This window comes from Curtobacterium citreum (genome assembly GCF_006715175.1).
Taxonomy (GTDB): domain Bacteria; phylum Actinomycetota; class Actinomycetes; order Actinomycetales; family Microbacteriaceae; genus Curtobacterium; species Curtobacterium citreum.
This window is the reverse complement of record NZ_VFMQ01000001.1, coordinates 594796-617364: the sequence shown is the minus strand read 5'-3', so window position 1 is coordinate 617364 and position 22569 is coordinate 594796. Positions and strand designations below refer to the sequence as shown.

Here is a 22569-nt window from a genome sequence, read left to right as displayed (position 1 = left end):
GTGGCGGGCCCGCCACGATCCTCCCGCCCGCCACCCGGTCGCATCGGCGACCGTCAGCCGACGATCGCGGCCGTCCGCCGGTAGAGCGGGTCGGTGTGCGCCGCCGCGTCCGCGTGCACCGCGCGGAGTGCGTCGTAGACCGCGGCGTTCCCCGGGTCGGGCCGGAAGCGGTCGCGCTCGACGACCATCGCCTGCACCGCCTCGGCGAACGAGGGGTGCACCCCGGTCGCGACGGCCGCGCAGATCGCCGCACCCCGACCGGCCGCACCGTCGCCGACCATGCGGATCGCCTCCCGCTGGAACACGTCCGCGGTGATCTGCATCATCAGGTCGGACGACGACCCGCCGCCGGACACGACCACGCGCTCGTGCGTCGTGTCGAGCTCGGCGGCCATCGCGTCGGTGCGCTCCCGCATCGTCATCGCGATGCCCTCGAGGATCGACCGGTACACGTGCGCCCGGCCCTGCCGCCCGTCGAAGCCGAGCAGCGACCCCTTCCGGAACGTCGCGTCCGACGGCGCGAGCCAGTCGAGCACCGCCAGGAGTCCGTCGGAGCCGGCCGGGACGGCGGCGGCCTCACGGTTCAGGCGTTCCTCGACGCGCTCGCCCGCGGCCTCGGCGGCGGCCGCGGCCTCGGGGCCGAGCAGGTCGCGGAACCAGCTCACCGTCCACATGCCGCGGCGGATACCACCGGACTCGTACAGGTAGCGACCCGGCTCGGACCCGAAGTTCGTCCAGCAGTCGGTCCCAGTGCGGTTCCGCGTCCCGACCGACATGCCGGCGATGTAGGTGCCGAGCGAGACGAGCAGCGTGGTCGGGTCGAGCAGGCCGCAACCGAGCGCCTCGACGGCCTTGTCGTTCGCGGTCGCGACGACCGGCAGTCCCGCGGGGAGCCCGGTCGCGGCGGCCGCGGCAGGGGTGACGTGCCCGAGGACCTCGCCGGGATCGACGAGCTCGAACAGCTGGTCGCGGCGCATCCCGGTGGCGGTGTACGCCCGCGGGTCGTCGGACCAGCGCCAGGTGTCGGTGTCGATCGGCCAGACGCCCTGGTGGTTCGCCGCGGCGTCCCGGAAGCGACCGGTCAGGCGGTGCGTGACGTACCCGGAGGACGACGTGACGAAGGCGACGTCGTCGCGCTCGGCGGCGAACGGCCCGGACACCCGCGCGTCCATCCACGACTGCACCGGTTGCGCGAGGGACCCGTCGGCGCGGAGCACGGCACGGCAGAACCGGATGGTGCAGAGACCGACGCCGACGATCTCGGCGGGGTCCCCGGAGAACGCCGCCATCGCGATCCGGCACGCGGCCGCGATCGAGTCCCACAGGTCGTCGTCCGGGTGCTCGACCACCCCGGGCGCCGGGGTGTGGTTCGGTCGTAGCGGGACCCGACCCTCGGCGACGACCCCGCCCCGCTCGTCGAAGACCGTGACCTTCGACGACTGCGAGCCGTTGTCGATGCCGACGAGGTACCGGGTCATGCGCGGGTCGCCCCGAAGTCGGTCACCGGGTCGGCGGCTGCCGGCTGGATCGCCCCGGGTGCGGGGAAGATCGTGCCCTTGTTCATGATGCCCTTCGGGTCGAACTGCGCCTTGAGGCCCTGCATGATCGCGAACGCCGAGCCGTGCTCCTCCTCGACCCACGGCGTGCGGTACTTGCCGACGCCGTGGTGGTGGACCATCGAGCCGCCGTGGCGCAGGGCTTCCTCGACGATGATCGCGTTGAGGGGGATGTGGTACTTCTCGATCTCCTCCTCCGGGGAGCAGTCGATGCGGTAGTCGTACACGAAGTACATGTTCGTGCCGGTCTGGTAGCTGTGCGACGAGTGCCCGCCGAGCATCGTCAGGTCGTCGGCGTGCGGGTACTCGGTCCGGATGCGGCGCATGACGGCGTCGTACACGTCGCCGACGGCGGACCAGTCGGCGGAGATCTCCGTCGTGTAGCCGAGGTGCCGGTCACGGAGCATCGTGGCCTTCTCGGCGTCGATCTTGTCCTGCCCCCAGTTGAGCTGGTCGAACCACTGCTCGATCCGGGCCGGGTCCACCTTGGTGTGCGGGTGCTGGTCGAGCACACGCTGGATCTCCTCGCTCGTCGCGCGGACGATGCCCTTCGGCCCCTCGGCGACGAAGACGACCACGCACTTGCCCTGCGAGAAGTCCGCGAAGTGCTGGTTCGCGTCCTCGGGCGAGTAGAGCCGGACGACAGACGGGTGGAAGCCGTTCACGACGACCTCGCGGAGGATCGCGATGCCGGTCCGCATGTCGTCGACGAGTGCGCCGTGGAACTCGTTGTTCTCGGGCTGGTACCGGAAGACCTTGACGGTGACCTCGGTGATGACGCAGAGCGCACCCTCGTTGCCGATCACGACGTGGCGGATGTCCGGGCCGGCCGAGCGGCGCGGGACGGCCTTGATCCGACGGACGGCACCGCCGGGGAACACCGCCTCGAGCCCGACGACCATGTCCTCGATCGCGCCGTAGAGGGTCGAGAACTGCCCGATCGAGCGGGTGGCGACGAGCCCGCCGTACTGCGCGAGGGGCTTCGACTGCGGCGAGTGCCCGGTGGTCAGGCCGCGTGCACGGAGCTCGTCCTCGAGGCGCTGCAGCGGAACGCCCGCCTGCACCGTGACCTGCATGTTCTCCTCGTCGACGCGCAGGACGGCGTCCATCCGTGAGCAGTCGAGCACGATCGTGTCGACGACGCTCGTCTCGAGGCCGCCCTCGGTGCCGGTTCGACCGGTGCGGGGGACGACGTTCACGACGTGCTCGTCGGCGAAGGCCAGGACTGCGGCGACGTCCGCCGTGGACTCGGCGTTGACGATCGCCACCGGCGTGGGGGCGTCGTGGATGCCGTGCACCGCCTGGTACTTCTTGAACCGGTCGACGCTGGCCTCAGCGAGGTGCTGCGGGTCGGTCTCGAGCTGGTCGGGCCGGACGACGGTGGCCAGGTGCGCGAGGATCTCAGCGCGGTCGAGGGTGGCGATCGAGTCGATCATGGGGTGCACCTTTCGTTGGTGGCGTGCGGTGGGTCTGGTCGTGGGGAGCGCGGACGGGAGGCGCGGGGCGGGCCCGCCACGGGCTTCCCGGCCGCGCCTGGTCCCGTCGATGGGCGACGCGGGTGGTCGCATCAGCGGACGAGGTAGCCGCCGTCGACGGTGAGCGTGTGGCCGTTGACGTAGTCGGATGCGCGGGAGGCGAGGAAGACGGTCGCGCCCATCAGGTCGGCGACGTCGCCCCAGCGGCCGGCCGGGACGTGGTCGAGCACGCGCTGGTTCGTCTCCGGGTCCGACCGCGTGCGCTCGGTGATCTTCGTGGCGAAGTACCCGGGCGCGATCGCGTTGACCTGGACGCCGTGCTGCGCGAGCTCGTCGCAGTACGCCTTCGTGAAGCCGACGATCCCGTGCTTGGTGGCCGCGTACGCCGGGGACCACTGCCCGCCGAGGAACGCGAAGAGCGACGCGATGTTGATGATCTTCCCGGAACCCTGCGCGACGAAGCGCTTCCCGACCGCGTGCCCGAGCGCGAACGGTGCGGTCAGGTTCACGGCCACCATCGGGTCCCACTTCTCGCGGTCGAAGGCGTCGACCTCGTCGAGCAGGCAGATCCCGGCGGAGTTGACGAGCACGTCGATCCCGCCGAGCTGTTCCTCGCACGCGGTGACGATCCGCTCCGGGGCGTCTGCGGCGGTGAGGTCGACCTCGAGGAACGCGTAGCGACGGCCCTCGGCCTCGACCAGGGCGCGCGTGGTGCCGTCGTCGTCGACGACGCTGGGGACGAAGACGTCGGCGCCGGCCTTGGCGAGCGCGAGCGAGAACGCCTGTCCGAGCCCGGAGTTGCCGCCGGTGACGATCGCCCGCTTGCCGGCGAGCGAGAACAGGTCCAGCGAGAAGTCGCGGATGTCCAATGGGGGTCCTTTCGTGGGGGTTCAGGCGGCGACGACGACGTCGTCCGCCGGACGGCTGCGGAGGTCACGCGCGCGGACGCGCATCGTGACGGTGGTGAGCAGGACGCCGAGCACGGCGGCGACGACGAGCACGGCGAACATGGCCGTGTAGCCGCCGCCCTGCTGCGGCACGCCGTTCGCGGGGTCGCCGACCCACCAGGCACCGAGTGCGGGCAGGAAGGCGTCGGGCAGGTACGCGATGCCGGAGGCCAGGCCGATCACACCGCCGCGCTGGGCGAGCGGGACCTCGACCTCGCCGACCTGCGCCCAGTAGACGCCGCGCGAGGTGAAGACCGCCAGGCACATCACGACCATGAGCGCGACGGCGACCCCGACGAGCGCCGGGTCGTGCGGCAGGACGAGGAACCCGACGGCGCTGACCGCTGCGACGACGAAGGCCCATCGGAGGAACGCGGGCGAGGACCCCGTCCACCGGTCGACGAGCACACCGCCGACCGGTCCCCCGACGATCTGGAACACGTAGGTCCGGACGACCCCGATCGCCCCGAGGAGCACGACGGGCACCGCGAAGCCGTCCTGCAGCAGCGGTGTGAGGTACCCGAGCAGCGTGTAGAAGCAGTACATCAGCATGATCGAGCCGCCGATGAGCCAGGTGTACTTGTTCCGGACCGCGGCGGCGAGCTCCCGGAGGGACACCGCCTGCCGGTCGACCTGCGCGAGGGCACTGCGATCGGTCCGGACGACGACCAGCACGAGCACCGCGGACAGCAGGCAGAGCACGCCGTAGATCCGCATCACCCAGAGCACCCCGACGGTCTCGGCGATCGCGGCGGCGACGATCCCGGCGCCGACGAACCCGACGATCGTCGACGTGATCCCGCGGACCCCCTCGAGCCAGCCGAACAGCGTGCCCTGCTGGTCCGCGGACCCGAGCATCGACACGAGCTTGACGAGCGACGACCAGTAGAGCCCCATGCCGAGCACCGCCATCAGCACGTGCGCGACCACGACCCCGGTCTCGCCGGGGACCGATGCGAGGTACAGGTCGACGGCGCCCATGCCGGCGAGTGCCACGACGATGAGCACCTTCGGTGGGAACCGGTCGGCGAACCAGCCGCCGCAGAAGTACATCACCACGGCGACGGCGCCGAACACCGACGTCACCTCGCCGTAGCGCTGGACCGACAGCCCGAGCGCATGCGCGGTGTCGGCGAGGAACACGAACCGGATGTAGGCGACCTGGAAGATGACGCCTCCGGTCATCGACAGGACGACGAAGCTCGTCAGGGTGCGGGCACGGGTCACGACCACTCCTTCGTGGTGGATCGGGGGGGGTGAACGGGCAACGAAAAAGCGGCACCCCCAGCACGTGGTGTGCTGCGGGTGCCGCTGTTCTCTGAGGTCTGGAGCGACTGCCGTCCTCGGGCGGACGGCCGATCTGCAGTTGTGCGACCCGGTGGTGACATACCGGATACGCCGTGAACCGTAGCGCACGACCCGCGACTTCGACAAGTCGGCTGGCGTGCAGTCCCCGGACGTGCATAATGATCTGGCTCGGAATGTGAACGTGCACATCGAGGTGCCACGGCCCCGGGCGGGAGAGAGCAACGATGGCGTCACCGCGGACACAGCAACCGCGCTCGCCCAGCATCCGCGACGTCGCGCGGGTCGCCGGCGTCTCGCACCAGACCGTGTCGCGGGTGCTCAACAACTCCGACGCGATCCGTGCCGAGACCCGCGACAAGGTGCTCGCCGCGATGGAGCAGCTGCAGTACCGGCCGAACCGGGCCGCGCGGGCGCTGGTGACGAGCCGGACGCACACGATCGGCGTCCTCACGGCGCAGCGGTCGCACTACGGTCCGGCAGCCACGATGCAGGCGATCGAGGACGCCGCCGTCACCCGCGGCTACTCGGTCACGACGTCGAACATCGCCGACGCGACGGACACCGCCGTGCGCGACGGCCTCGGGCACCTGCTCGACCAGGACGTCGAGGGGATCATCGTGATCGCGCCGCAGCAGCGCGTGTTCGACCTCATCGAGGAACTCGGCATGCGGACGCCCTACGTGGCACTGCGCACGAGCGTCGGGGACGGCCCCTCGACCCTGTTCGTGGACCAGATGGAGGGCGCCCGGCTCGCGACCGCGCACCTGCTCGACCTGGGTCACGAGTACGTCCGGCACATCGCGGGGCCGCGGGACTGGATCGAGGCCGAGGCCCGGATGCAGGGTTTCCTGCGCGAGATGAGCGACCGGGACATGCCCGTCGTCCCGCCGATCCTGGGCGACTGGACCGCCGACTTCGGCTACCACGCCGGTCGGGAGCTCCTGCGGTACCGGGACTGCACGGCGATCTTCTGCTCGAACGACGCGATGGCGCTCGGGGTCATGCACGCGGCGCGCTCCTACGGGCTCGACGTGCCGGGTGACCTGTCCGTGGTGGGCTACGACGACATCCCCGAGGCGAAGCACCTCTGGCCGCCGCTCACCACCGTGCAGGTGGACTTCCCCGAGCTCGGCCGCCGGTGCGTGGAACTGCTGCTGCCCGCTGCGGAGCAGGCGCTCCGCCCGGTGGACCTGGTCCCCCAGCTGGTCGTGCGCGGCTCGACGGGCGCGCCCCGGCGTCGCTGACGCGACCCACCACCGGCCTGGAGGATCGGGGCGGGCCCGCCCCGCGCCTCCCGTCCGTCCGTCCGTCCGTCCGTCCGTCCGTCCGTGGAGCAGCAGACGTCGGGTGCCGCCACCGGGCCCGACAGTTGCTGCTCCACAGATGCCCGTCGCGCCCACCCGGCGCGCGCGGACCGGAGGTCCACCACCCCACCTCGGGGGTGGTGCGCGACCGTGATGCGCCAGATCACGCGGGCCGTTACACAAACGCGACCAATCCGAATTGACAGCCGCGTCGGGGCTGTGCGTAAATTACCTCCGTTCCGCCGATGTGAACGGTCACATGACCGTCACACGACGAGGACACCGGACGCGACAACGAGGTCCACACAGGACTCCTGTGCCCCCGTTGCCGCAGCTTCACCACCCGAAGGACTGCCGCACTGCAGCGGCAGAAGGAGATGCACCGTGGCGTCAACCCCACAGGGACCGGACCTGGCCACCAGGTCCGTCACCAGCGCCGAGACGATCCTCGAGATGCGTTCGATCACCAAGGAGTTCCCTGGTGTGAAGGCGCTCTCGGACGTGTCGCTCAGCGTCCGCGCCGGCGAGATCCACGCGATCTGCGGCGAGAACGGCGCCGGCAAGTCCACGCTCATGAAGGTCCTGTCGGGCGTCTACCCGTACGGCACCTACAGCGGCGAGATCGTCTACGAGGGCGAAGAGGTCCGCTTCAAGGACATCAAGCAGTCCGAGCAGGCCGGCATCGTCATCATCCACCAGGAGCTCGCGCTCATCCCCGAGCTGTCGATCACCGAGAACCTGTTCCTCGGCAACGAGCCCGGCCGCTTCGGCGTGATCGACTGGACCAGCGCCCAGCTGCGCGCCCAGGACCTGCTCGCCCGCGTCGGCCTCGACGAGGACCCCGACACGCAGATCAAGAACCTCGGCGTCGGCAAGCAGCAGCTCGTCGAGATCGCGAAGGCCCTGCACAAGGACGTCAAGCTCCTCATCCTCGACGAGCCGACCGCCGCGCTGAACGAGAACGACTCGCAGCACCTGCTCGACCTGATCGTCGGCCTCAAGGGCAAGGGCATCGCGAGCATCATCATCAGCCACAAGCTCAACGAGATCGAGCAGATCGCCGACGAGATCACGATCATCCGTGACGGCAAGGCGATCGAGACCCTGAACGTGAAGGGCGACGGCGTCAACGAGGACCGCATCATCCGCGGGATGGTCGGTCGGTCGCTCGAGAGCCGCTTCCCGGACCGCACGCCGAAGATCGGCGAGGTGTTCTTCGAGGTCAAGAACTGGACCGTGCAGCACCCGCAGGACCCGTCGCGCCTGGTCGCCAAGGGCTCGAACTTCCACGTCCGCCGCGGCGAGATCGTCGGCTTCGCGGGCCTCATGGGCGCCGGCCGCACCGAGCTCGCGATGAGCATCTTCGGGCGCTCGTACGGCAACTTCATCGATGGTCAGATCATCAAGGACGGCCACGAGGTCAAGATCGCGAACGTCCAGCAGGCGATCGCGAACGGCCTCGGCTACGTCTCCGAGGACCGCAAGGCACTCGGGCTCAACCTGCTCGACACGGTCAAGCGCTCCACGGTCGCGGCCGACCTGCCGAAGATCTCGAAGGGCGGTGTCGTCGACTCGCTCCAGGAGTACGACGTCGCCGAGAAGTACCGCAAGATGCTCCGCACGAAGGTGCCCTCGGTCGAGGACAACGTCGGCAAGCTCTCCGGCGGGAACCAGCAGAAGGTCGTCCTGTCCAAGTGGATGTTCACCGACCCGGACCTGCTGATCCTCGACGAGCCCACCCGCGGCATCGACGTGGGCGCCAAGTTCGAGATCTACGGCATCATCCAGCAGCTCGCAGCACAGGGGAAGGGCATCATCCTCATCTCCTCCGAGCTCCCCGAACTCCTCGGCCTCTCCGACCGGATCTACACGATCTTCGAGGGCCAGATCACGGCTGACGTCCCCGCCGACCAGGCCGATCCAGAAACGCTCATGCGCAGCATGACCTCCGCGCGGAAGGGCGCCACCGTCTCATGAAGAACCTGAAACTGCTCTTCGGCAAGGGCAACAGCATCGGCCAGTACGGCATGATCATCGCCCTCATCGCGATCCTGATCATCTTCTCGATCTGGACCGACGGGCTGATCCTCGAGCCGACGAACATCATCAACGTGTTCCTGCAGTACTCCTACATCCTCATCCTCGCGCTGGGGATGGTCATGGTGATCATCGCCGGGCACATCGACCTGTCGGTCGGCTCGGTCGCCGCGTTCACGGGCATCATCGTGGCGCAGTCGATGTCGCAGTGGCACTTCCCGGCGTGGGCCGCGATCCTGCTCGGCCTCGCGGTCGGCGCGGCGGTCGGCGCCTGGCAGGGCTTCTGGGTGGCGTTCGTGAAGGTCCCGGCCTTCATCGTGACCCTGGCCGGTCAGCTCATCTTCCGCGGTGCGAACCAGATCATCGGCAACTCGACGTCGGTCCCGACGCCGAACACCTACAACACCATCGGCTCGGGCTTCCTGCCCGACTTCGGCCCGGACTTCGGGTTCTCGAACGGCACGGTCATCCTGGGCATCATCACCTGCCTGGTCCTCGTCTTCCTCGAGTTCCGTGGCCGCCAGCGTCGCAAGAAGATGCAGGCCGAGCTCGTCCCGCTGTGGGTGTCGGTCGTCCGCACGGGCATCCTGGTCGCCGTCACCCTCGTCGCCACGTACCTGTTCGGTCACGGCCCGGCGGGCACCTCGATCCCGATCGTCGCGATCATCCTCGGCGTCCTGACCATCGTCTACGGCTTCCTCACCAAGAACACGATCTTCGGTCGCCAGGTCTACGCCGTCGGTGGCAACGCGAACGCCGCGGTCCTGTCCGGCGTCAGCGCCCGCAAGGTCAACTTCTTCGTGATGATGAACATGTCGGTCCTGGCCGCCGTCGCCGGCATGGTGTTCGTCGGCTACTCCGGTGCCTCGGGCCCCGCTGACGGCACCGGCTGGGAGCTCGACGCGATCGCCGCCGTGTTCGTCGGTGGCGCCGCGGTGGCCGGTGGCATCGGCACGATCTCGGGTTCGATCATCGGTGGTCTGGTCATGGCCCTGCTGTCGAACGGTCTCTCCCTGGTGGGCCTCGAGTCCAACAAGGTGCAGATCATCCGCGGTCTCGTCCTCCTCGTCGCCGTCGCCTTCGACGTGTACTCGAAGTCGCAGGGTCGTCCGTCCCTGATCGGCGGGATGTTGAAGCAGTTCCAACGCAAGGACACCGAGCAGAACACGGTGGCCGCCCAGCAGCCGCGGTCCATCGAGGACCAGCCGGAGAAGGTCAACATCCAGTAACGCGTGCCGGGCGGCCGCTCCGGTGTCCGCCCGCTCGATCCCCTCACCAACACCGCTCCACTCCTCAACGAAGAGAAAGCAATCTCATGCGCAAGAAGCTCATCGCCGGCATCGGTCTGGCACTGGTCGCGGGCCTCGCCCTCAGTGGCTGCTCGGCCCGTGGCAACGACACCGGCTCCGGCTCGTCGACCTCCGGCGCCTCGAACGTCCAGATCAAGAAGGGCGACCTGATCGGTGTCGCCCTGCCCGCCAAGACCTCGCAGAACTGGGTCCTCGCAGGTGCAGCCTTCGAGAAGTCGATCACGGACGCCGGCTTCAAGGCCGACATCCAGTACGCAAAGGCAGACGGTCCCGTCCCGGACCAGCAGGGGCAGATCCAGGCGATGGTGACGAAGGGCGCAAAGGCCGTCATCATCGGCGCCGCTGACGGCTCGCAGCTCGGCACGCAGGTTGCCGCCGCCAAGAAGTCCGGCGCGCTGGTCATCGCCTGGGACCGCAACATCCTGAACACTGAGAACGTCGACTACTACGTCGCGTTCAACAACTTCAAGGTGGGTCAGCTGCAGGCGCAGGCCCTGCTCGACGGCATGAAGGCCAAGAAGCCGAACGGCCCGTACAACATCGAGCTCTTCTCCGGCTCGCCCGACGACGCCAACGCGAAGGTCTTCTTCAACGGTGCCATGGACGTGCTCCAGCCGAAGATCGACGACGGCACCGTCAAGGTCGTCTCGGGTCGCACCAGCTTCTCGGACACCAACACGCAGGGATGGCTCGCGCAGAACGCCCAGTCGCGCATGACCGACATCCTGACGAAGTCGTACACGAACACCGAGCTCGACGGCGTCCTGTCGCCGAACGACACCCTGGCCCGCGCGATCCTGACCGCCACCAAGGCCGCCGGCAAGCCGAACCCGATCGTCACCGGTCAGGACTCCGAGACCGCCTCGATCCCGCTCATCATGAAGGGCGAGCAGTACTCGACGATCTACAAGAACACCACGGAGGAGGCCCAGGCCGCCATCGACCTCGTCTCCGACGTCGCGAACGGCAAGACCCCGAAGACCACCGAGGACAAGAACAACAACAATGGTGTGAAGATCGTGCCGGCCGTCGAGCTGACCCCGGTCCTGGTCACCAAGGAGAACGCGGTCGAGGCCTACAAGGGCAACAGCACCCTCGAGGACCTCGCGAAGCAGGGCTGATCCCCTTCCGCAGCAACACCACAGCAGCACCAGCACCGACGGCCCCGTCTCGCTCCGGCGAGACGGGGCCGTCCCGCGTCCGCAGCAGCTTCGACAGCCCCGAGACGTTGAAGAAACACAGGCATCACATCGACACACCGATCGCGAGCCCGGTCTTCACGACCTGCCCGAACCGCCGGAGAGCGCGCAACGTCGCAATCGCCAAGAAGCGTTCGGCGCGGACGTCCCACCCCGCGGGACCGAAGGCAGCGCACAGAAGTAGGAACGAGCTGGTCGGCCCGAAGGGAAGGCCCTTCATGCGGGCAGGGGCGCATGTGTAGACACCACGACTGGCCTGGCCTGAGCGCGGGCCGCACAGGACAGTGCTCACTCGGGTGCGACTTGATTGAAGTGAGTTCTACCCGGCAAGCGCCCGCGACGTCCACAGCGGCACACGACGGCAGCTCGATCCACCTCCCCGGCGGACGTCACGGTTCGGGCGCATGCACGACTCAGTCCAGGGACAGACCATCCCCGATCGTCACCGGTCAGGACTCCGAGACCGGCTCGATCCCGCTCATCATGAAGGGCGAGCAGTACTCGACGATCTACGAGACCCCGGTCCTGGTCACCAAGGAGAACGCGATCGAGGCCTACCAGGGCAACGACACGCTCGAGTCGCTCGCGACGGCCGGTAGCTGACCCGACCAACGAGCAAAAAGCCCCATCCCCTGCTGGGGCTTTTATGTACCCCATGGTCCACCAAAACACCGACTTACGATCCAAGATCCGCGTGCGTAGCGTCAGTATTCGGGGGGCGGTTGGTCGCCTTCTGAGATCAAAGGAGATCAAGATGAAGTTGGCTACGAAACTCGCAGCTGGTGCAATCATGGCCGGCGCCCTCATCGGTGGTATGGCCCTACCCGCCAACGCGGTCGGAACGAGCGCGCAGACCTGTCCGGGCGGCTCCGCGGTCGGCCACTCCTCGACCAACGGTGGCGCGGACACGAACGCGGTGAACTGCAGGGACGCACTGAAGGTCGCGGTTCGACAGCACTACAGCGCGACCGGCGGCAAGGTCTACACGACCAGCTGGAAGATCAGCGGGAACTACGTCCTGACAGTCAAGCAGGCCAATCCAGGGTACCCAGTGCTCTCGGCGGACCACTACTACGTCGCGGGCGTTGCGGGGATGAAGCCCATCTTCTCGGAATGATGCGCCTGATTGCATCATCGTTGGTGGCCCTCGCATTGATCGCGGGGGCCACCGCCTGCTCCTCCTCCGATTCGTACGTGCAAGCCGAGATGACCGGGAGCACTGATTCACCCACCACGGGCGCTCCAATTTCGGAGTCCGACTACAAGAGGGCGTTCGATACATTCCGGAAGTGCAGTCAAGACTCCGGCGTGCAGATCACCGTCACCGGCTCCGAGAACGAGGTGATTCAGTACGTGTTCGAGCAAGGCGGAGAGTCCAAGGTCGACAAGTGCTATCAGAACGACTTCGCCGCGGCGGACATCGCGTGGCAACAACAGCGCCTCGCTGCGGGCACCGCGACACCTCGCTAGACGACTCCGAGACGGACGGGAGGCACCTGACGGGCCCGCCTTGCGCCTCCCGTCCGTCCCTCTGGTCGCGTCGCGACCGGTCGTGCGTCAAACGGTCCCGCGTCAGGCGGGACCGCAGTGCGTGTCGCGCATCCGCCGGACCGCCGCGCACAGCGACGGGACGTCCGTCCGGGCCGTGCCGAACACGACCGACGGCGTCGTGTCGAAGTACCGGCGGGTGAGCCGCTCCCCCAGCAGCGACACCCGCGACCACGGGATGCCCGGCTCGGACGCGGTCACCGCGACGGGGAGCGCGCGGACCGCCTCGCCGATCTCGACCAAGCGCATGCGCACGGCGTCGTAGACCAGGGTCTCGGGCAGTGCGTCGTCGGCGACGTACTCCTGGATGAGCCCGCACGCGTGCACCAGATCGTCGAGCCGGTGCCGCAGGTCGCGGTTCACAGCGGCACCGCGTCGCGGCGGGCGTCCTCGCCCATCCCGGCCGCGTCGGTGACGTCCACACGCACCCCGAGCAGTTGCTCCGCGGCGTCCTGGATGCGGAGCAGGCTGAAGAGTCCCGTGCCCGGTTCCAGGTCGACCATCAGGTCGACGTCGCTGCGCGGCCCGTCGTCCCCGCGGGCGACGCTGCCGAACAGCCGCGGGTTCGCGGCCCCGAAGGACTCGACGACCTCGACCAGCTCCTCGCGGAGCGCGGCGACCCGCTCGCGCAGCGACGGCGGGTCCGGCACCGGACGCAGGTCGAACACCGTCTCGAACCCGGCGGCACGGACGAGCCGCTGCAGGGCGGCCAACGAGGGTTCGCGGCGGCGGTTCTCGTACGTGCTGATCACACTCTGCGTGACGCCCGCGCGGGTGGCGAGCTGCACCTGGGTGAGCCCGGCCCGCATCCGGGCCTCACGGAGGATGTCGGACGCCGCCACCGGCGGCGCCGCGTCTGGGGGTGGAGCGACCATGCCGCCACGATACACAGCATGCAACATTTCCCGCGTGCCGATGTGCACGCGGGATCCGGGTCAGGCGTCGCGCTGCGAGACGTCCGCGCGGTGGAAGTTCAGCGCCGAGCGGGACGGCGTCGGGCCACGCTGCCCCTGGTAGCGCGACTGGTACTCGGCGGAGCCGTAGGGCTTCTCGGCAGGGCTGGACAGCTGGAAGAAGCAGAGCTGGCCGATCTTCATGCCCGGCCAGAGCTTGATCGGCAGGGTCGCCACGTTCGACAGCTCGAGCGTCACGTGTCCGGAGAAGCCCGGGTCGATGAAGCCGGCGGTGGAGTGCGTGAGGAGCCCCAGGCGACCGAGCGAGCTCTTGCCCTCGAGCCGGGCCGCGATGTCGTCGGGGAGCGTGACGACCTCGAACGTCGAGCCGAGGACGAACTCCCCCGGGTGCAGCACGAACGCCTCGTCCGGGTCGGTCTCGACCAGGCGGGTGAGCTCGGGCTGGTCCTCGGCCGGGTCGATGTGCGGGTACTTGTGGTTGTCGAACAGCCGGAAGTACTTGTCGAGCCGGACGTCGATGCTCGACGGCTGGACGAGCGAGGCGTCGTACGGGTCGAGCCCGATCCGGCCCTCGGCGAGCTGGGCGGTGATGTCGCGGTCGGAGAGCAGCACGGTGGGAAGCCTAGCGGCAGGCGGTCCGCCGTCGGTATGCTGCTCGGCTGCCCTCCGGGCGGCGGACGACGGCCGTCCGACCGGCCGAGTGGGGGACCGACCATGAGCACGTACACCGTCGAGGAACTCGTCGTGCCGGCGACGATGGACGACGATCCCGAGCGGGTCCGCGCGTTCTGCGACTGGCTGGCGGTCTCCGACGCCGCCGAGGTCGCCGTGCACGGACTCACCGAGCTGTCGTGGAAGCCGGCCGAGTACCTGCCGATGTGCCACGAACCCGGGTCGCCGAGCCGCCTGTTCGTCGTGCGGGACCCGAACGGCTCGGTCGTCGGCGCGGGGTCGTACGACACGAAGACCGAGCCCGGGACCACGAACTGCTGGCTCGCGGTCGGGGTCCGGCCGGACCGGCAGCGCCGCGGGATCGGGACGCTGCTCGCCGACCACCTGGAGGGGCTCGCCCGCGCCGAGGGCCGCACGCAGCGCAAGACCTACGCGGTGTCGCGGCAGGTCGGCCCCGCCACCGGCCCGGGGTTCGTCCCGGCGCCGACCGGCTCCGGCGCGGTCCCCGAGGACGAGGCCGGCGTGCGCTTCCTGACCGGCCGCGGGTGGCACTTCGGTCAGGTGAACCGGATCAGCCGGCTCGGGCTGCCGGCCGACGCGTCGGTCGTCCGGGCCCTGCACGAACGCGCAGCCTCGGCCGCCGGGCCGGAGTACCGCGTCCACACGTGGACCGACCGCACGCCGGACGTCTGGCTCGACGGGGTCGCGCTGCTGCACACCCGGATGAGCACCGACGCCCCGTCCGGCGACATGGCGGAGCCCGAGGACGTGTGGACCGCCGACCGTGTTCGGCAGTCCGAGGAGCAGCTCGCCGACGGCCCGCACACCATGCTCACCGTGGCCATCGAGCACGTGCCGAGCACCACCCTGGCCGGTTTCAGCCAGCTGAAGGTGCCGCACGACCCCTCCCGCGCCGTGATGCAGTGGGACACGCTCGTGCTGCGGGAGCACCGGGGGCACCGGCTCGGGTGGCTCCTCAAGGTGGTCGGGATCGAGACCGTCGAGCGGGACTTCCCGGGGCGGCCGTCGATCATCACGTTCAACGCCGAGGAGAACCGGCCGATGCTCGACGTCAACGAGGCGGTCGGGTTCGTCGGGGTGGGCAGCGAGGGCATCTGGGAGCAGCGGGACTGACGGGAGCCGGGTGTCAGGTGGGCGACCTACCATTGGACGGTCATGACCGTCACGTCAGCCGCCACGCAGCCCGGGGACACGGCACCCGACCCCGTCCCCGTCGCCAGCCGGAACTCCACCGTCGCGACGGTCCTCGTCATCGCGATCCCGCTCGCCGTCGCGTGCGCCGTGCTCGGCATGACCGTCACCGGTGCGTTCGCCGCCGGGCAGCAGCTCGTCTCGGCGGGTGAGCTCGTCGAGTACGGCCTGCCGGTCGCCCGCGTGGTGCACGACACCACGGCCGCCCTGACGATCGGTCTGCTCGTCGTGGCAGCGTTCGCGCTCCCCGCCAAGAAGCAGGACCACGGCGCGATGTCGAGCGTGCAGCACCGCGCCGCGCGCTGGGCGGCGTCGGCCGGGGCCGTGTGGTTCCTCGCCGCCGTGGTCGGGATCGTGCTCACCGGTGCGAACACCCTCGGCGTGCCGCTCACCAGCCCGGTGTTCGCACGGAACTTCCTGCTGTTCGCGTTCCAGGTCGAGATCGGCCAGGCCCTCGTGGTGTCCGCCGTGGCCGTCCTGGCCGCCACGGTCGTCGCGGCGTTCGCGACCCGGGCCACGACGCTCGCCGTCGCCACGGTCCTCGGGCTCTTCGCGCTCCTGCCGCTCGCCCTGTCCGGTCACGCGGCCGGGTCGCTCGAGCACGCGAACGCCGTGAACTCGCTCGCGGTGCACCTGGTCGCCGTGTGCGTCTGGGCCGGCGGGCTCGTCGCCGTGGTCGTCCTGCGCTCCCGGACCAAGGGCGCCACCGGACGCGTCGTCGCCCGGTACTCCACGCTCGCGGGCTGGGCGTTCGCGGCCGTCGCGTTCTCGGGCATCGTGAACGCCTCGCTCCGGCTGACCGGCCCGCTCGACCTCGTCACGACGACGTACGGCTGGCTCATCACCGTGAAGGCCACCGTGCTCGTGCTGCTCGGGCTCGCCGGGGTCGTGCAGCGCCGGAAGCTCGTGCCGGGGCTCCTCCGCAACCCCCTCGAGCGTCGGCTGTTCGTCCGCTTCGCCCTGGCCGAGATCGTCTTCATGGCCGTCGCCATCGGCGTCTCGGTCGCCGTCTCCCGCTCGCAGCCGCCGATCCCGCAGACGCCGGAGACCGGCGAGGACACCCGCTCCGGGCTCATCGGGTTCCCGTACCCGCCGGCGCAGACCCTGCACACGTACCTGACGCAGTGGCACATCGACTGGGTGTGGCTCGCGCTCGCCGTCGTCGGGGCCGGCTGGTACCTGCTCGCCGTCCGGAAGCTCAAGCAGCGCGGCGACTCCTGGCCCGTCGGCCGGACCATCGCGTGGCTGCTCGGCTGCGCGCTGTTCATCTGGACCACCTCGGCGGGCCCCGCGGTCTACGGGATGATCCACTTCTCGTCGCACATGGTCCAGCACATGCTGCTGATGATGTTCGTGCCGCTGCCGCTCGTGCTCGGCGGTCCGGTGCTGCTCGCCCTCCGCACGCTCCCGGTCCGGAACGACGGCTCCCGCGGCGCCCGCGAGTGGCTCATGCTCTTCACGCACTCGCGGTACATGCAGTTCCTCGCGAAGCCCGCCGTCGCCGGGGTGATCTTCGCCGGGTCCCTCGTCGTGTTCTACTTCACGCCGGCGTACCAGTACGCCATGCAGTCCCACGAGTGGCACGTCGCGATGGTCGTGCACTTCGTGTTCAGCGGCTACCTGTTCTTCTGGGTCTTCGTCGGCGTCGACCCCGGCCCGAAGCGTCCGGCCTACCCGATCCTCATCATCGCGCTGCTCGCGACGCTGGCCTTCCACGCGTTCTTCGGCGTCGCCGTCATGACCTCGCAGTCCGTGTTCGCGATCGACTGGTTCCACGCGCTGGGACAGACGGACGACGCCGCACTGCTCGCCGACCAGCACACGGGCGGCGGGATCGCGTGGGGCGCCTCCGAGCTGCCGATGGTGTTCGTCGCCCTGCTCGTCGTGCGGAACTGGGTGCGCACGGACAAGCGGGACGCCAAGCGCCTCGACCGCAAGGCCGACCGCGACGGCGACGCCGACCTCAAGGCGTACAACGAGCGGCTCGCCGCCATGCACGACCGCGACTGACCGGCCCGGAACCGTCCCGGCAGCAGCCGCGCGGCGCTAGTCGCCGTGGACGATGCAGAACGCGTCGAGGTCCATCGACGCCTCGAGTGCGGCCGCGACACCCTGCTCCCCCGCGGCGCCGATCGGCGTCACCGTGTCGACCCACCACAGCGGCGTCGACAGCGACGGGGCGTCCGGCAGGATCCGTCGCACCTCGTCCATGGAGTCCACCCGCCGGACCCCGAGCACCGTGATCACCGGCGTCGCCGCGTCCCGGCAGACCTGCAGCACGGGACCGTCGTCGAGCGCCCGCACCCCCCAGGTCTCGTCGTGCAGGAGCAACGCCTCGGCCACGTCACGGGTCTCCACCGGCCCGCGGCAGAGGAGCGTCACGTCACGCGGCACCCTGACCGCCCCGCTGTCCACCGGTGCGCTGCGACCCGGCGTGCTCGCCTCGGTCGTGTCCGTCGAGGGCGCCGTCGTCGTGCGCGGGGTCGAGCGGCGCACCGCCGACGAGCTGCAGGAAACGGTCCTCGTCGATCCGGTCCAGGAACGCCTCGAGCGCCTCCCACCCGTCGTCGAACCGCACGACCAGTCCCCCGCCGCCGAACACCGACGTCGTCGTGCGCGCGGGCGGCCAGACACCGTCGCGGTCCAGGAACGCCGTGGCCTCGGCACCCACCACGACCGCGAGGGGCGACGGTTCGCCGTGCGAGGCCGCCCGGACCAGGTGGTCCGCGTCCCCGCGTCGCTGCATCACGACGCCGAACACCGGCTCGACCTCGTCCGCAACCCGGTGCACCGCGTCCAGGAGCTTCGACGCGAGCGCCGGGTCCGCGCCGTCCTCCGGGATCGTCAGCACCGCCGACATCGTCTCCACGACCACGCCGTCCACCAGGTGCGCGGTCATCGTCGCCGAGAACCCGTTGCCCACCGCGTACGACGTCGACACCCCGGGTGCCTCGTGCTTGGCGTACTGCGTCACGACCCAGCGGTCCCACGGCACCGTGAGCGGCTCGCTCGTGCCCCAGTGCGTCGGACAGGTGCCGACGGTGTCGCAGAGCGCCTCGATCGCGGTGCCGATGTCGACCGCGCGGTCCGCGTGGTGGCGGAGCGTCAGGTCGATGCTGATCTGCCGGACCGAGTCCGCGACCTCGGTGTGCGCCGGCGACGGCGGGCCGACCAGCTCGGGTCCGTGTTCGGCGAAGGCCTCGACGCCGGAGGCGGCGACCCCCGTCCGCCCGTCCCGCAGCGATCCGTCGGCCTCGTCCACGGCCCACGCGGCGTGGTGCGCGCCCAGCGCGTGCCGTAGGGCGGGAGTGAGTGCTGCCTCCCGGCCGGTGCGGAGCACGACCGTGCGTCCGGACTCGGCGGCGCGACGCAGGAGGGCGGCCAGCGACTCGGTCAACCAGACCACCGGCGAGGCGGACCGGACCACGATGGCGGGGCCGACCACGTCGTCGATGAGGGGATGCCTGACCATCCGGGTCCTCCTCGCGTCGGGGGCTCGATCCACCTGGACGGTACACACGGCGACGACACATGTCCGTCAGGTGGGGCACCTCACAGGGGAGACCCAACGAACGGCCTGGAGGCACGGGGCGGGTCCGCCGCGCGACGCGCGGCCGGATGCACGGCTGGCATCCAGGCTGGAATCCGCTAGGCTTGCTGCGTCCCGCTCGGCGGGATGCGCGAGTGTAGTTCAATGGTAGAACTCCAGCTTCCCAAGCTGGTAGCGCGGGTTCGATTCCCGTCACTCGCTCTCTGTGGGATCTGGCGCTTCTCGGGCGTCTCCCGGCATCTCCGCTCCTTCTCTCCTCTGGAAGCGACTTCTGCCCATCGGTCGTCGGCGGCCTGTTCTCGGCGGCGCCCCGGAGACGATCGGGCATCGGAGCGATCGCGCTCCAGCCTCGTCGGGTCGCCCTCGGCCGATGCCTCTCAGGAGGAAGCCTGCGGCGCTCTCGGGGGGGGCGACGCCCGTCCGGATGGCGTCCCTTCACCGCGATCGCTTGCGGACCACCTGTGTGCGACAGCCGATCCCGGATGCCTGGTGGCGGTAGCGGCAACGCGGCGCTGGGTGGACGGCCGCGTGTCGAGGACCGGCTACTGAGGGTCGTCAGGCATTGAACGTGCCGCTCAGTTCCACGAACAAGTGGTTTCCGGAGTCACAAGGAGGCCACCGCTTGCGATGCATCTGATGCACGGCCACACCTGGCGCCACTCCAACTTCAGCTGCCCGTCGCGAGATCTCTCGGTCGGCACTCAACCCTCGGAACGGCTCAAGACCATCTTCGCTGTGCCGGCGCGGGTGCCACCAGCCATCCGGTGAGGTGTCCCGACCGGTTGCCAGCCGTGTCGCACGCAGAGCTTGAGCGCACGATCGAGGTCCGTGACCGTGAGCGCTATGTGCACCGTGCCGAGAAATGCGGGCGAACCAGCGGCCCCAGGTGTGCGGGTTGGGTCGTACTGCAGCAACTCAATCCGGTGAGGCCCGAAGGTCACCGTCGCTGCGCGGATCACCGCTTCGTGGACGCCGGTGGTCGCCGCCGTGACGTCCACGTCGAGCGTGAAGGTGCGCTCGAGCGTGAACCCAAGACCGGAGCACCACAGTGCCGACGCGTCATCAAGGTCGGCCACGCTGAGGCCGGAGTGAGCAACATCGGAGACGAGCGGTGATGCCATCACATCAGTATCTGGCTCAAGCCCGCTCTCTGCGGATACAGGGTCCGGATCGCCGATGGACCACCGGACGCCTCGCTGGTCAAGCGGGATCACGGTGTTGATCGTGAAGGCGCCCGTGACGCGGTCGAGGTATCCGTCTGATGGATCTGACTGATCTGAGGTGTGCCGGCACACTCCTTCGCGTCGCCTGGCTAACCCGGACCGGGCGTCCGTCGACAGGCGGTGAAGCTGGGGTGCGTCAGGCCGTCAGCGGACGCCCTGATCCGATCGTCCGCTGCGATGAACGTGACTCGAGACTGAACAGAGGTCAAGCACGATCGGCATGGCCGGCTCCGCGCTTGTCCTCGTCACCAGCGGCTTCAGGCCGATCGCTGCGAGGTCATGGCCAAAGGACCTTCTGCGAGTTGAGCGTTCGCGTGTCGACAACGCGCTGAGGAGCCGACATCGCCCGGCGCGTCTGAGCACCGCAATGACCGTTCCAGCCACCGGTGCGTCTCCTCGACCCGCGCATGAGGGACACCGTTGGGTGTGCCTCCGGGAGCGGCGCGTACGGTTCAGGAGCGTCGTTGGACTGGGCGCGTCGGGGATGATTTTCACGGTCGCCGTCTTCTCAATCCGCTTTGTCCCGCGGCGAGAGCGGTTGATCGTGCAGTACCTCCATTACGGGCATACCCGTATCCTCGTCAGCGACATGGTCGGCAAAGTGGTGCTGGCCTACAGCGCCTCGTTGGCGCAAGCCGCGGTCGCTGACACCATTGCAGTGCCGACCGTTGATGATGCTGGACTACCGGTGACGGTGCAGCTCATGCTCGCTCCGGCGATCCCGGTCCTGTTGGAGCCAGCGCCGGAGGACGCCCTCGAGGACGCAGGCGACCTTGCCGCGCAAGACTTTCTCACGGATGCGCGATGGAGAATCAGCGCCCTTCCCCCAACCGGTCCCGGTGCTCGGCACCGCAGATGAGTAGGCACACCAGAGGTGCCGCGAAGAGCTGTAGCGGCTCTGCCGCCCCCCGGTCCGAGCCGGTTGTCGCCTTGATGTGGATGGCTGCCGGTCAGGTGCTGGTGGTCCAGCGGTGCCAGGCGTCGATTTGGTCTTGTGCGGCTTCGAGCGAGTGGTGTGTGCCGTGAACTGAGCCATCGAAGGTCACCGCTGTGTAGTCGCCTGCAGCGATGACGGAGCCGACGACCGCTCCGGCATCGTCCGTCGCAGTCCATAGCTCGGTGTCATCTGAGCTCCAGTGCAACGGTGAGATCCGCTCCCCGCTCACGTCAGTGGATCCGCATCTGCGCGACCATCGGGCAGGCGAAGGGGTCGCGTGCGGCGAGTCCTACCCGGTTGAGGTACCGGACGACGATGCCGTACGAACGCAGCAGCGTCGTCTCGGTGTAGGGCACGTCGAGCGTCTCGCAGTGGTCGCGGACCAGCAGGCGGGCCTGCTTCAGCGCCGGCCGGGGCATCGAGGGGAACAGGTGGTGCTCGACCTGGAAGTTCAGACCACCCATCAGGAACGACACCCACCAGCCGCCACGGATGTTGCGGGAGGTCCGGACCTGCCGGGAGAAGAAGTCGACCTTCGCGTCGTGCGCGATGGTGGGCATGCCCTTGTGGTTCGGCGCGAACGAGGCACCCATCATCACCCCGAACACCGCCAGCTGCACACCCAGGAACGCGCACGCCATCCCGAACGGCAGGAACCAGAACACCACCGTCAGGTAGATCGCGAACCGCGCCACGAGCAGCGTGCCCTCGAGCACGCGACCCTTCGTGTCCGGACGGCCACCGGCACCACGGACGACGGAGACCACCGCGTGCCGGTGCAGGTTCACGCCCTCGAGCGTCAGCAGCGGGAAGAACAGCCAGCCCTGGAAGCGCAGGAAGGTCCGCATGAACGGTCCCTTCGCCGCAGCGGCGTCCTCGGGCAGGAACCGGATGCCGTCGGGAGCGATGTCCGGGTCCTTGCCGACGGTGTTCGGGTTGCCGTGGTGGCGGGTGTGCTTGTTCATCCACCACGAGTAGCTCAAGCCCACCAGGAACGTGCCGACCCAGCGGCCGGCATGGTCGTTCCACTTCTGCGACGCGAACACCTGGCGGTGCGCGGCCTCGTGCGACAGGAACGCGAACTGCGTGAACAGCACACCGAGCACCCCCGCGACGATCAGCTGGAACCACGAGTCACCGAGGAACGAGAACACGACCCACGCCAGCGCGAGGGTGGCGACGAGGCCGCCGAACAGCGACCAGTAGAAACCGGTGCGGCGGCGCAGGAGACCGTGGTCCTTGACCTGCGCGAGGAGTGCGGAGTAGGTGGAGGTGCCGGAGCGGCCGCCGTTCCCGGGACGGGTGCGGGTGAAACCGGGGGCGAGCGGGATCGTCGTCATCGAGGACCGACCTTCTGGTGCTGAGCGATCCTTCGAC

At 69.3% G+C, this 22569-nt stretch carries 20 protein-coding genes and 1 tRNA gene; 10 read left to right on the top strand and 11 right to left on the bottom strand.

Going from position 1 to position 22569, the window contains the following annotated elements; all coding sequences use genetic code 11:
* Positions 1 to 53: 53 nt before the first annotated feature.
* The 4 genes from FB462_RS03105 to FB462_RS03090 all read right to left on the bottom strand — a co-directional run bounded on the left by FB462_RS03105 (position 54) and on the right by FB462_RS03090 (position 5205).
* Positions 54 to 1478, bottom strand: coding sequence for an FGGY-family carbohydrate kinase (locus FB462_RS03105; RefSeq protein ID WP_141860113.1), 1425 nt, complete (start codon positions 1476 to 1478; stop codon positions 54 to 56).
* Entirely contained in the window at positions 1475 to 2992 is a 1518-nt protein-coding gene (locus FB462_RS03100; protein WP_141860111.1) for an FAD-binding oxidoreductase, read from the bottom strand. Before FB462_RS03100 ends, FB462_RS03105 begins: the two co-directional genes overlap by 4 nt.
* 131 nt (positions 2993 to 3123) lie before the next feature.
* The gene (locus FB462_RS03095) at positions 3124 to 3900 is read right to left on the bottom strand and encodes an SDR family oxidoreductase (protein WP_114850340.1); all 777 of its coding nucleotides are present in this window, start codon (positions 3898 to 3900) and stop codon (positions 3124 to 3126) included.
* A gap of 21 nt (positions 3901 to 3921) precedes the next feature.
* Positions 3922 to 5205, bottom strand: a complete 1284-nt coding sequence (locus FB462_RS03090; protein WP_167509981.1) for an MFS transporter — start codon at positions 5203 to 5205, stop codon at positions 3922 to 3924.
* 305 nt (positions 5206 to 5510) lie between these two features.
* Between FB462_RS03090 and FB462_RS03085 the strand changes: the two genes are divergently transcribed.
* The 6 genes from FB462_RS03085 to FB462_RS17170 all read left to right on the top strand — a co-directional run bounded on the left by FB462_RS03085 (position 5511) and on the right by FB462_RS17170 (position 12606).
* The gene (locus tag FB462_RS03085; protein ID WP_114850343.1) at positions 5511 to 6530 is read left to right on the top strand and encodes a LacI family DNA-binding transcriptional regulator; all 1020 of its coding nucleotides are present in this window, start codon (positions 5511 to 5513) and stop codon (positions 6528 to 6530) included.
* A gap of 513 nt (positions 6531 to 7043) precedes the next feature.
* Complete coding sequence (gene mmsA / locus FB462_RS03080) at positions 7044 to 8567, top strand: multiple monosaccharide ABC transporter ATP-binding protein (RefSeq protein WP_141863229.1); 1524 nt, start codon at positions 7044 to 7046, stop codon at positions 8565 to 8567.
* Complete coding sequence (mmsB, locus tag FB462_RS03075) at positions 8564 to 9856, top strand: multiple monosaccharide ABC transporter permease (protein WP_141860107.1); 1293 nt, start codon at positions 8564 to 8566, stop codon at positions 9854 to 9856. Before mmsA ends, mmsB begins: the two co-directional genes overlap by 4 nt.
* Before the next feature lie 86 nt (positions 9857 to 9942).
* The gene (locus FB462_RS03070) at positions 9943 to 11058 is read left to right on the top strand and encodes a substrate-binding domain-containing protein (RefSeq protein ID WP_141860105.1); all 1116 of its coding nucleotides are present in this window, start codon (positions 9943 to 9945) and stop codon (positions 11056 to 11058) included.
* An 832-nt stretch (positions 11059 to 11890) separates the two neighbouring features.
* Positions 11891 to 12253, top strand: a complete 363-nt coding sequence (locus FB462_RS03060; RefSeq protein ID WP_141860101.1) for a hypothetical protein — start codon at positions 11891 to 11893, stop codon at positions 12251 to 12253.
* Between the two features lie 191 nt (positions 12254 to 12444).
* Entirely contained in the window at positions 12445 to 12606 is a 162-nt protein-coding gene (locus tag FB462_RS17170) for a hypothetical protein (protein WP_167509980.1), read from the top strand.
* A 102-nt stretch (positions 12607 to 12708) separates the two neighbouring features.
* Here the strand turns inward: FB462_RS17170 and FB462_RS03055 are convergent, their stop codons facing one another.
* From FB462_RS03055 to dcd, 3 genes are read right to left on the bottom strand one after another with little or no spacing between them, the layout of a single operon-like run.
* Positions 12709 to 13047, bottom strand: coding sequence for a HepT-like ribonuclease domain-containing protein (locus FB462_RS03055; RefSeq protein ID WP_141860099.1), 339 nt, complete (start codon positions 13045 to 13047; stop codon positions 12709 to 12711).
* Positions 13044 to 13559: a helix-turn-helix domain-containing protein gene (locus tag FB462_RS03050; protein WP_167509979.1), complete on the bottom strand. Its 516-nt coding sequence runs from the start codon at positions 13557 to 13559 to the stop codon at positions 13044 to 13046. The genes FB462_RS03055 and FB462_RS03050 overlap by 4 nt, the downstream gene beginning before the upstream one ends.
* A 60-nt stretch (positions 13560 to 13619) precedes the next feature.
* A complete protein-coding gene (gene dcd / locus FB462_RS03045) occupies positions 13620 to 14210 on the bottom strand; it encodes a dCTP deaminase (protein WP_058743010.1) in 591 nt (196 codons plus the stop codon).
* A gap of 102 nt (positions 14211 to 14312) precedes the next feature.
* On the opposite strand from dcd, the gene FB462_RS03040 reads away from it, so the two are divergent.
* Both FB462_RS03040 and FB462_RS03035 read left to right on the top strand, forming a co-directional pair.
* Positions 14313 to 15404 carry a GNAT family N-acetyltransferase gene (locus FB462_RS03040; protein ID WP_167509978.1) on the top strand — a complete coding sequence of 364 codons (1092 nt, stop codon included), beginning with the start codon at positions 14313 to 14315 and terminating at the stop codon, positions 15402 to 15404.
* A gap of 42 nt (positions 15405 to 15446) precedes the next feature.
* Positions 15447 to 17492, top strand: a complete 2046-nt coding sequence (locus FB462_RS03035) for a bifunctional copper resistance protein CopD/cytochrome c oxidase assembly protein (protein ID WP_141860094.1) — start codon at positions 15447 to 15449, stop codon at positions 17490 to 17492.
* A gap of 36 nt (positions 17493 to 17528) precedes the next feature.
* Here FB462_RS03035 and FB462_RS03030 read toward each other — a convergent pair whose 3' ends face one another.
* Together FB462_RS03030 and FB462_RS03025 are read right to left on the bottom strand one after the other, a co-directional pair.
* Complete coding sequence (locus tag FB462_RS03030; protein ID WP_141860092.1) at positions 17529 to 17864, bottom strand: hypothetical protein; 336 nt, start codon at positions 17862 to 17864, stop codon at positions 17529 to 17531.
* A gap of 1 nt (position 17865) precedes the next feature.
* Positions 17866 to 18954, bottom strand: a complete 1089-nt coding sequence (locus FB462_RS03025) for a DUF6177 family protein (RefSeq protein ID WP_141860089.1) — start codon at positions 18952 to 18954, stop codon at positions 17866 to 17868.
* Positions 18955 to 19162: 208 nt separating this feature from the next.
* Between FB462_RS03025 and FB462_RS03020 the strand changes: the two genes are divergently transcribed.
* A tRNA-Gly gene (locus tag FB462_RS03020) sits at positions 19163 to 19233 on the top strand.
* A gap of 500 nt (positions 19234 to 19733) precedes the next feature.
* On the opposite strand, the gene FB462_RS03015 is transcribed toward FB462_RS03020, so the two are convergent.
* Entirely contained in the window at positions 19734 to 20153 is a 420-nt protein-coding gene (locus tag FB462_RS03015; protein WP_141860087.1) for a VOC family protein, read from the bottom strand.
* A gap of 586 nt (positions 20154 to 20739) precedes the next feature.
* Between FB462_RS03015 and FB462_RS03010 the strand changes: the two genes are divergently transcribed.
* A complete protein-coding gene (locus FB462_RS03010; RefSeq protein ID WP_141860084.1) occupies positions 20740 to 21114 on the top strand; it encodes a hypothetical protein in 375 nt (124 codons plus the stop codon).
* A 308-nt stretch (positions 21115 to 21422) separates the two neighbouring features.
* On the opposite strand, the gene FB462_RS03005 is transcribed toward FB462_RS03010, so the two are convergent.
* The gene (locus tag FB462_RS03005) at positions 21423 to 22532 is read right to left on the bottom strand and encodes a fatty acid desaturase family protein (protein ID WP_141860082.1); all 1110 of its coding nucleotides are present in this window, start codon (positions 22530 to 22532) and stop codon (positions 21423 to 21425) included.
* Positions 22533 to 22569: the final 37 nt, after the last annotated feature.

Coding starts and splice junctions, on each gene's coding strand:
- FB462_RS03105 (WP_141860113.1), bottom strand. CDS start 1,478: ATGACCCGGTACCTCGTCGGCATCGACAACGGCTCGCAGTCGTCGAAG.
- FB462_RS03100 (WP_141860111.1), bottom strand. CDS start 2,992: ATGATCGACTCGATCGCCACCCTCGACCGCGCTGAGATCCTCGCGCAC.
- FB462_RS03085 (WP_114850343.1), top strand. CDS start 5,511: ATGGCGTCACCGCGGACACAGCAACCGCGCTCGCCCAGCATCCGCGAC.
- mmsA (WP_141863229.1), top strand. CDS start 7,044: ATGCGTTCGATCACCAAGGAGTTCCCTGGTGTGAAGGCGCTCTCGGAC.
- mmsB (WP_141860107.1), top strand. CDS start 8,564: ATGAAGAACCTGAAACTGCTCTTCGGCAAGGGCAACAGCATCGGCCAG.
- FB462_RS03070 (WP_141860105.1), top strand. CDS start 9,943: ATGCGCAAGAAGCTCATCGCCGGCATCGGTCTGGCACTGGTCGCGGGC.
- FB462_RS03060 (WP_141860101.1), top strand. CDS start 11,891: ATGAAGTTGGCTACGAAACTCGCAGCTGGTGCAATCATGGCCGGCGCC.
- FB462_RS03050 (WP_167509979.1), bottom strand. CDS start 13,559: ATGGTCGCTCCACCCCCAGACGCGGCGCCGCCGGTGGCGGCGTCCGAC.
- FB462_RS03040 (WP_167509978.1), top strand. CDS start 14,313: ATGAGCACGTACACCGTCGAGGAACTCGTCGTGCCGGCGACGATGGAC.
- FB462_RS03035 (WP_141860094.1), top strand. CDS start 15,447: ATGACCGTCACGTCAGCCGCCACGCAGCCCGGGGACACGGCACCCGAC.
- FB462_RS03025 (WP_141860089.1), bottom strand. CDS start 18,954: ATGGTCAGGCATCCCCTCATCGACGACGTGGTCGGCCCCGCCATCGTG.
- FB462_RS03015 (WP_141860087.1), bottom strand. CDS start 20,153: ATGGCATCACCGCTCGTCTCCGATGTTGCTCACTCCGGCCTCAGCGTG.
- FB462_RS03010 (WP_141860084.1), top strand. CDS start 20,740: ATGATTTTCACGGTCGCCGTCTTCTCAATCCGCTTTGTCCCGCGGCGA.
- FB462_RS03005 (WP_141860082.1), bottom strand. CDS start 22,532: ATGACGACGATCCCGCTCGCCCCCGGTTTCACCCGCACCCGTCCCGGG.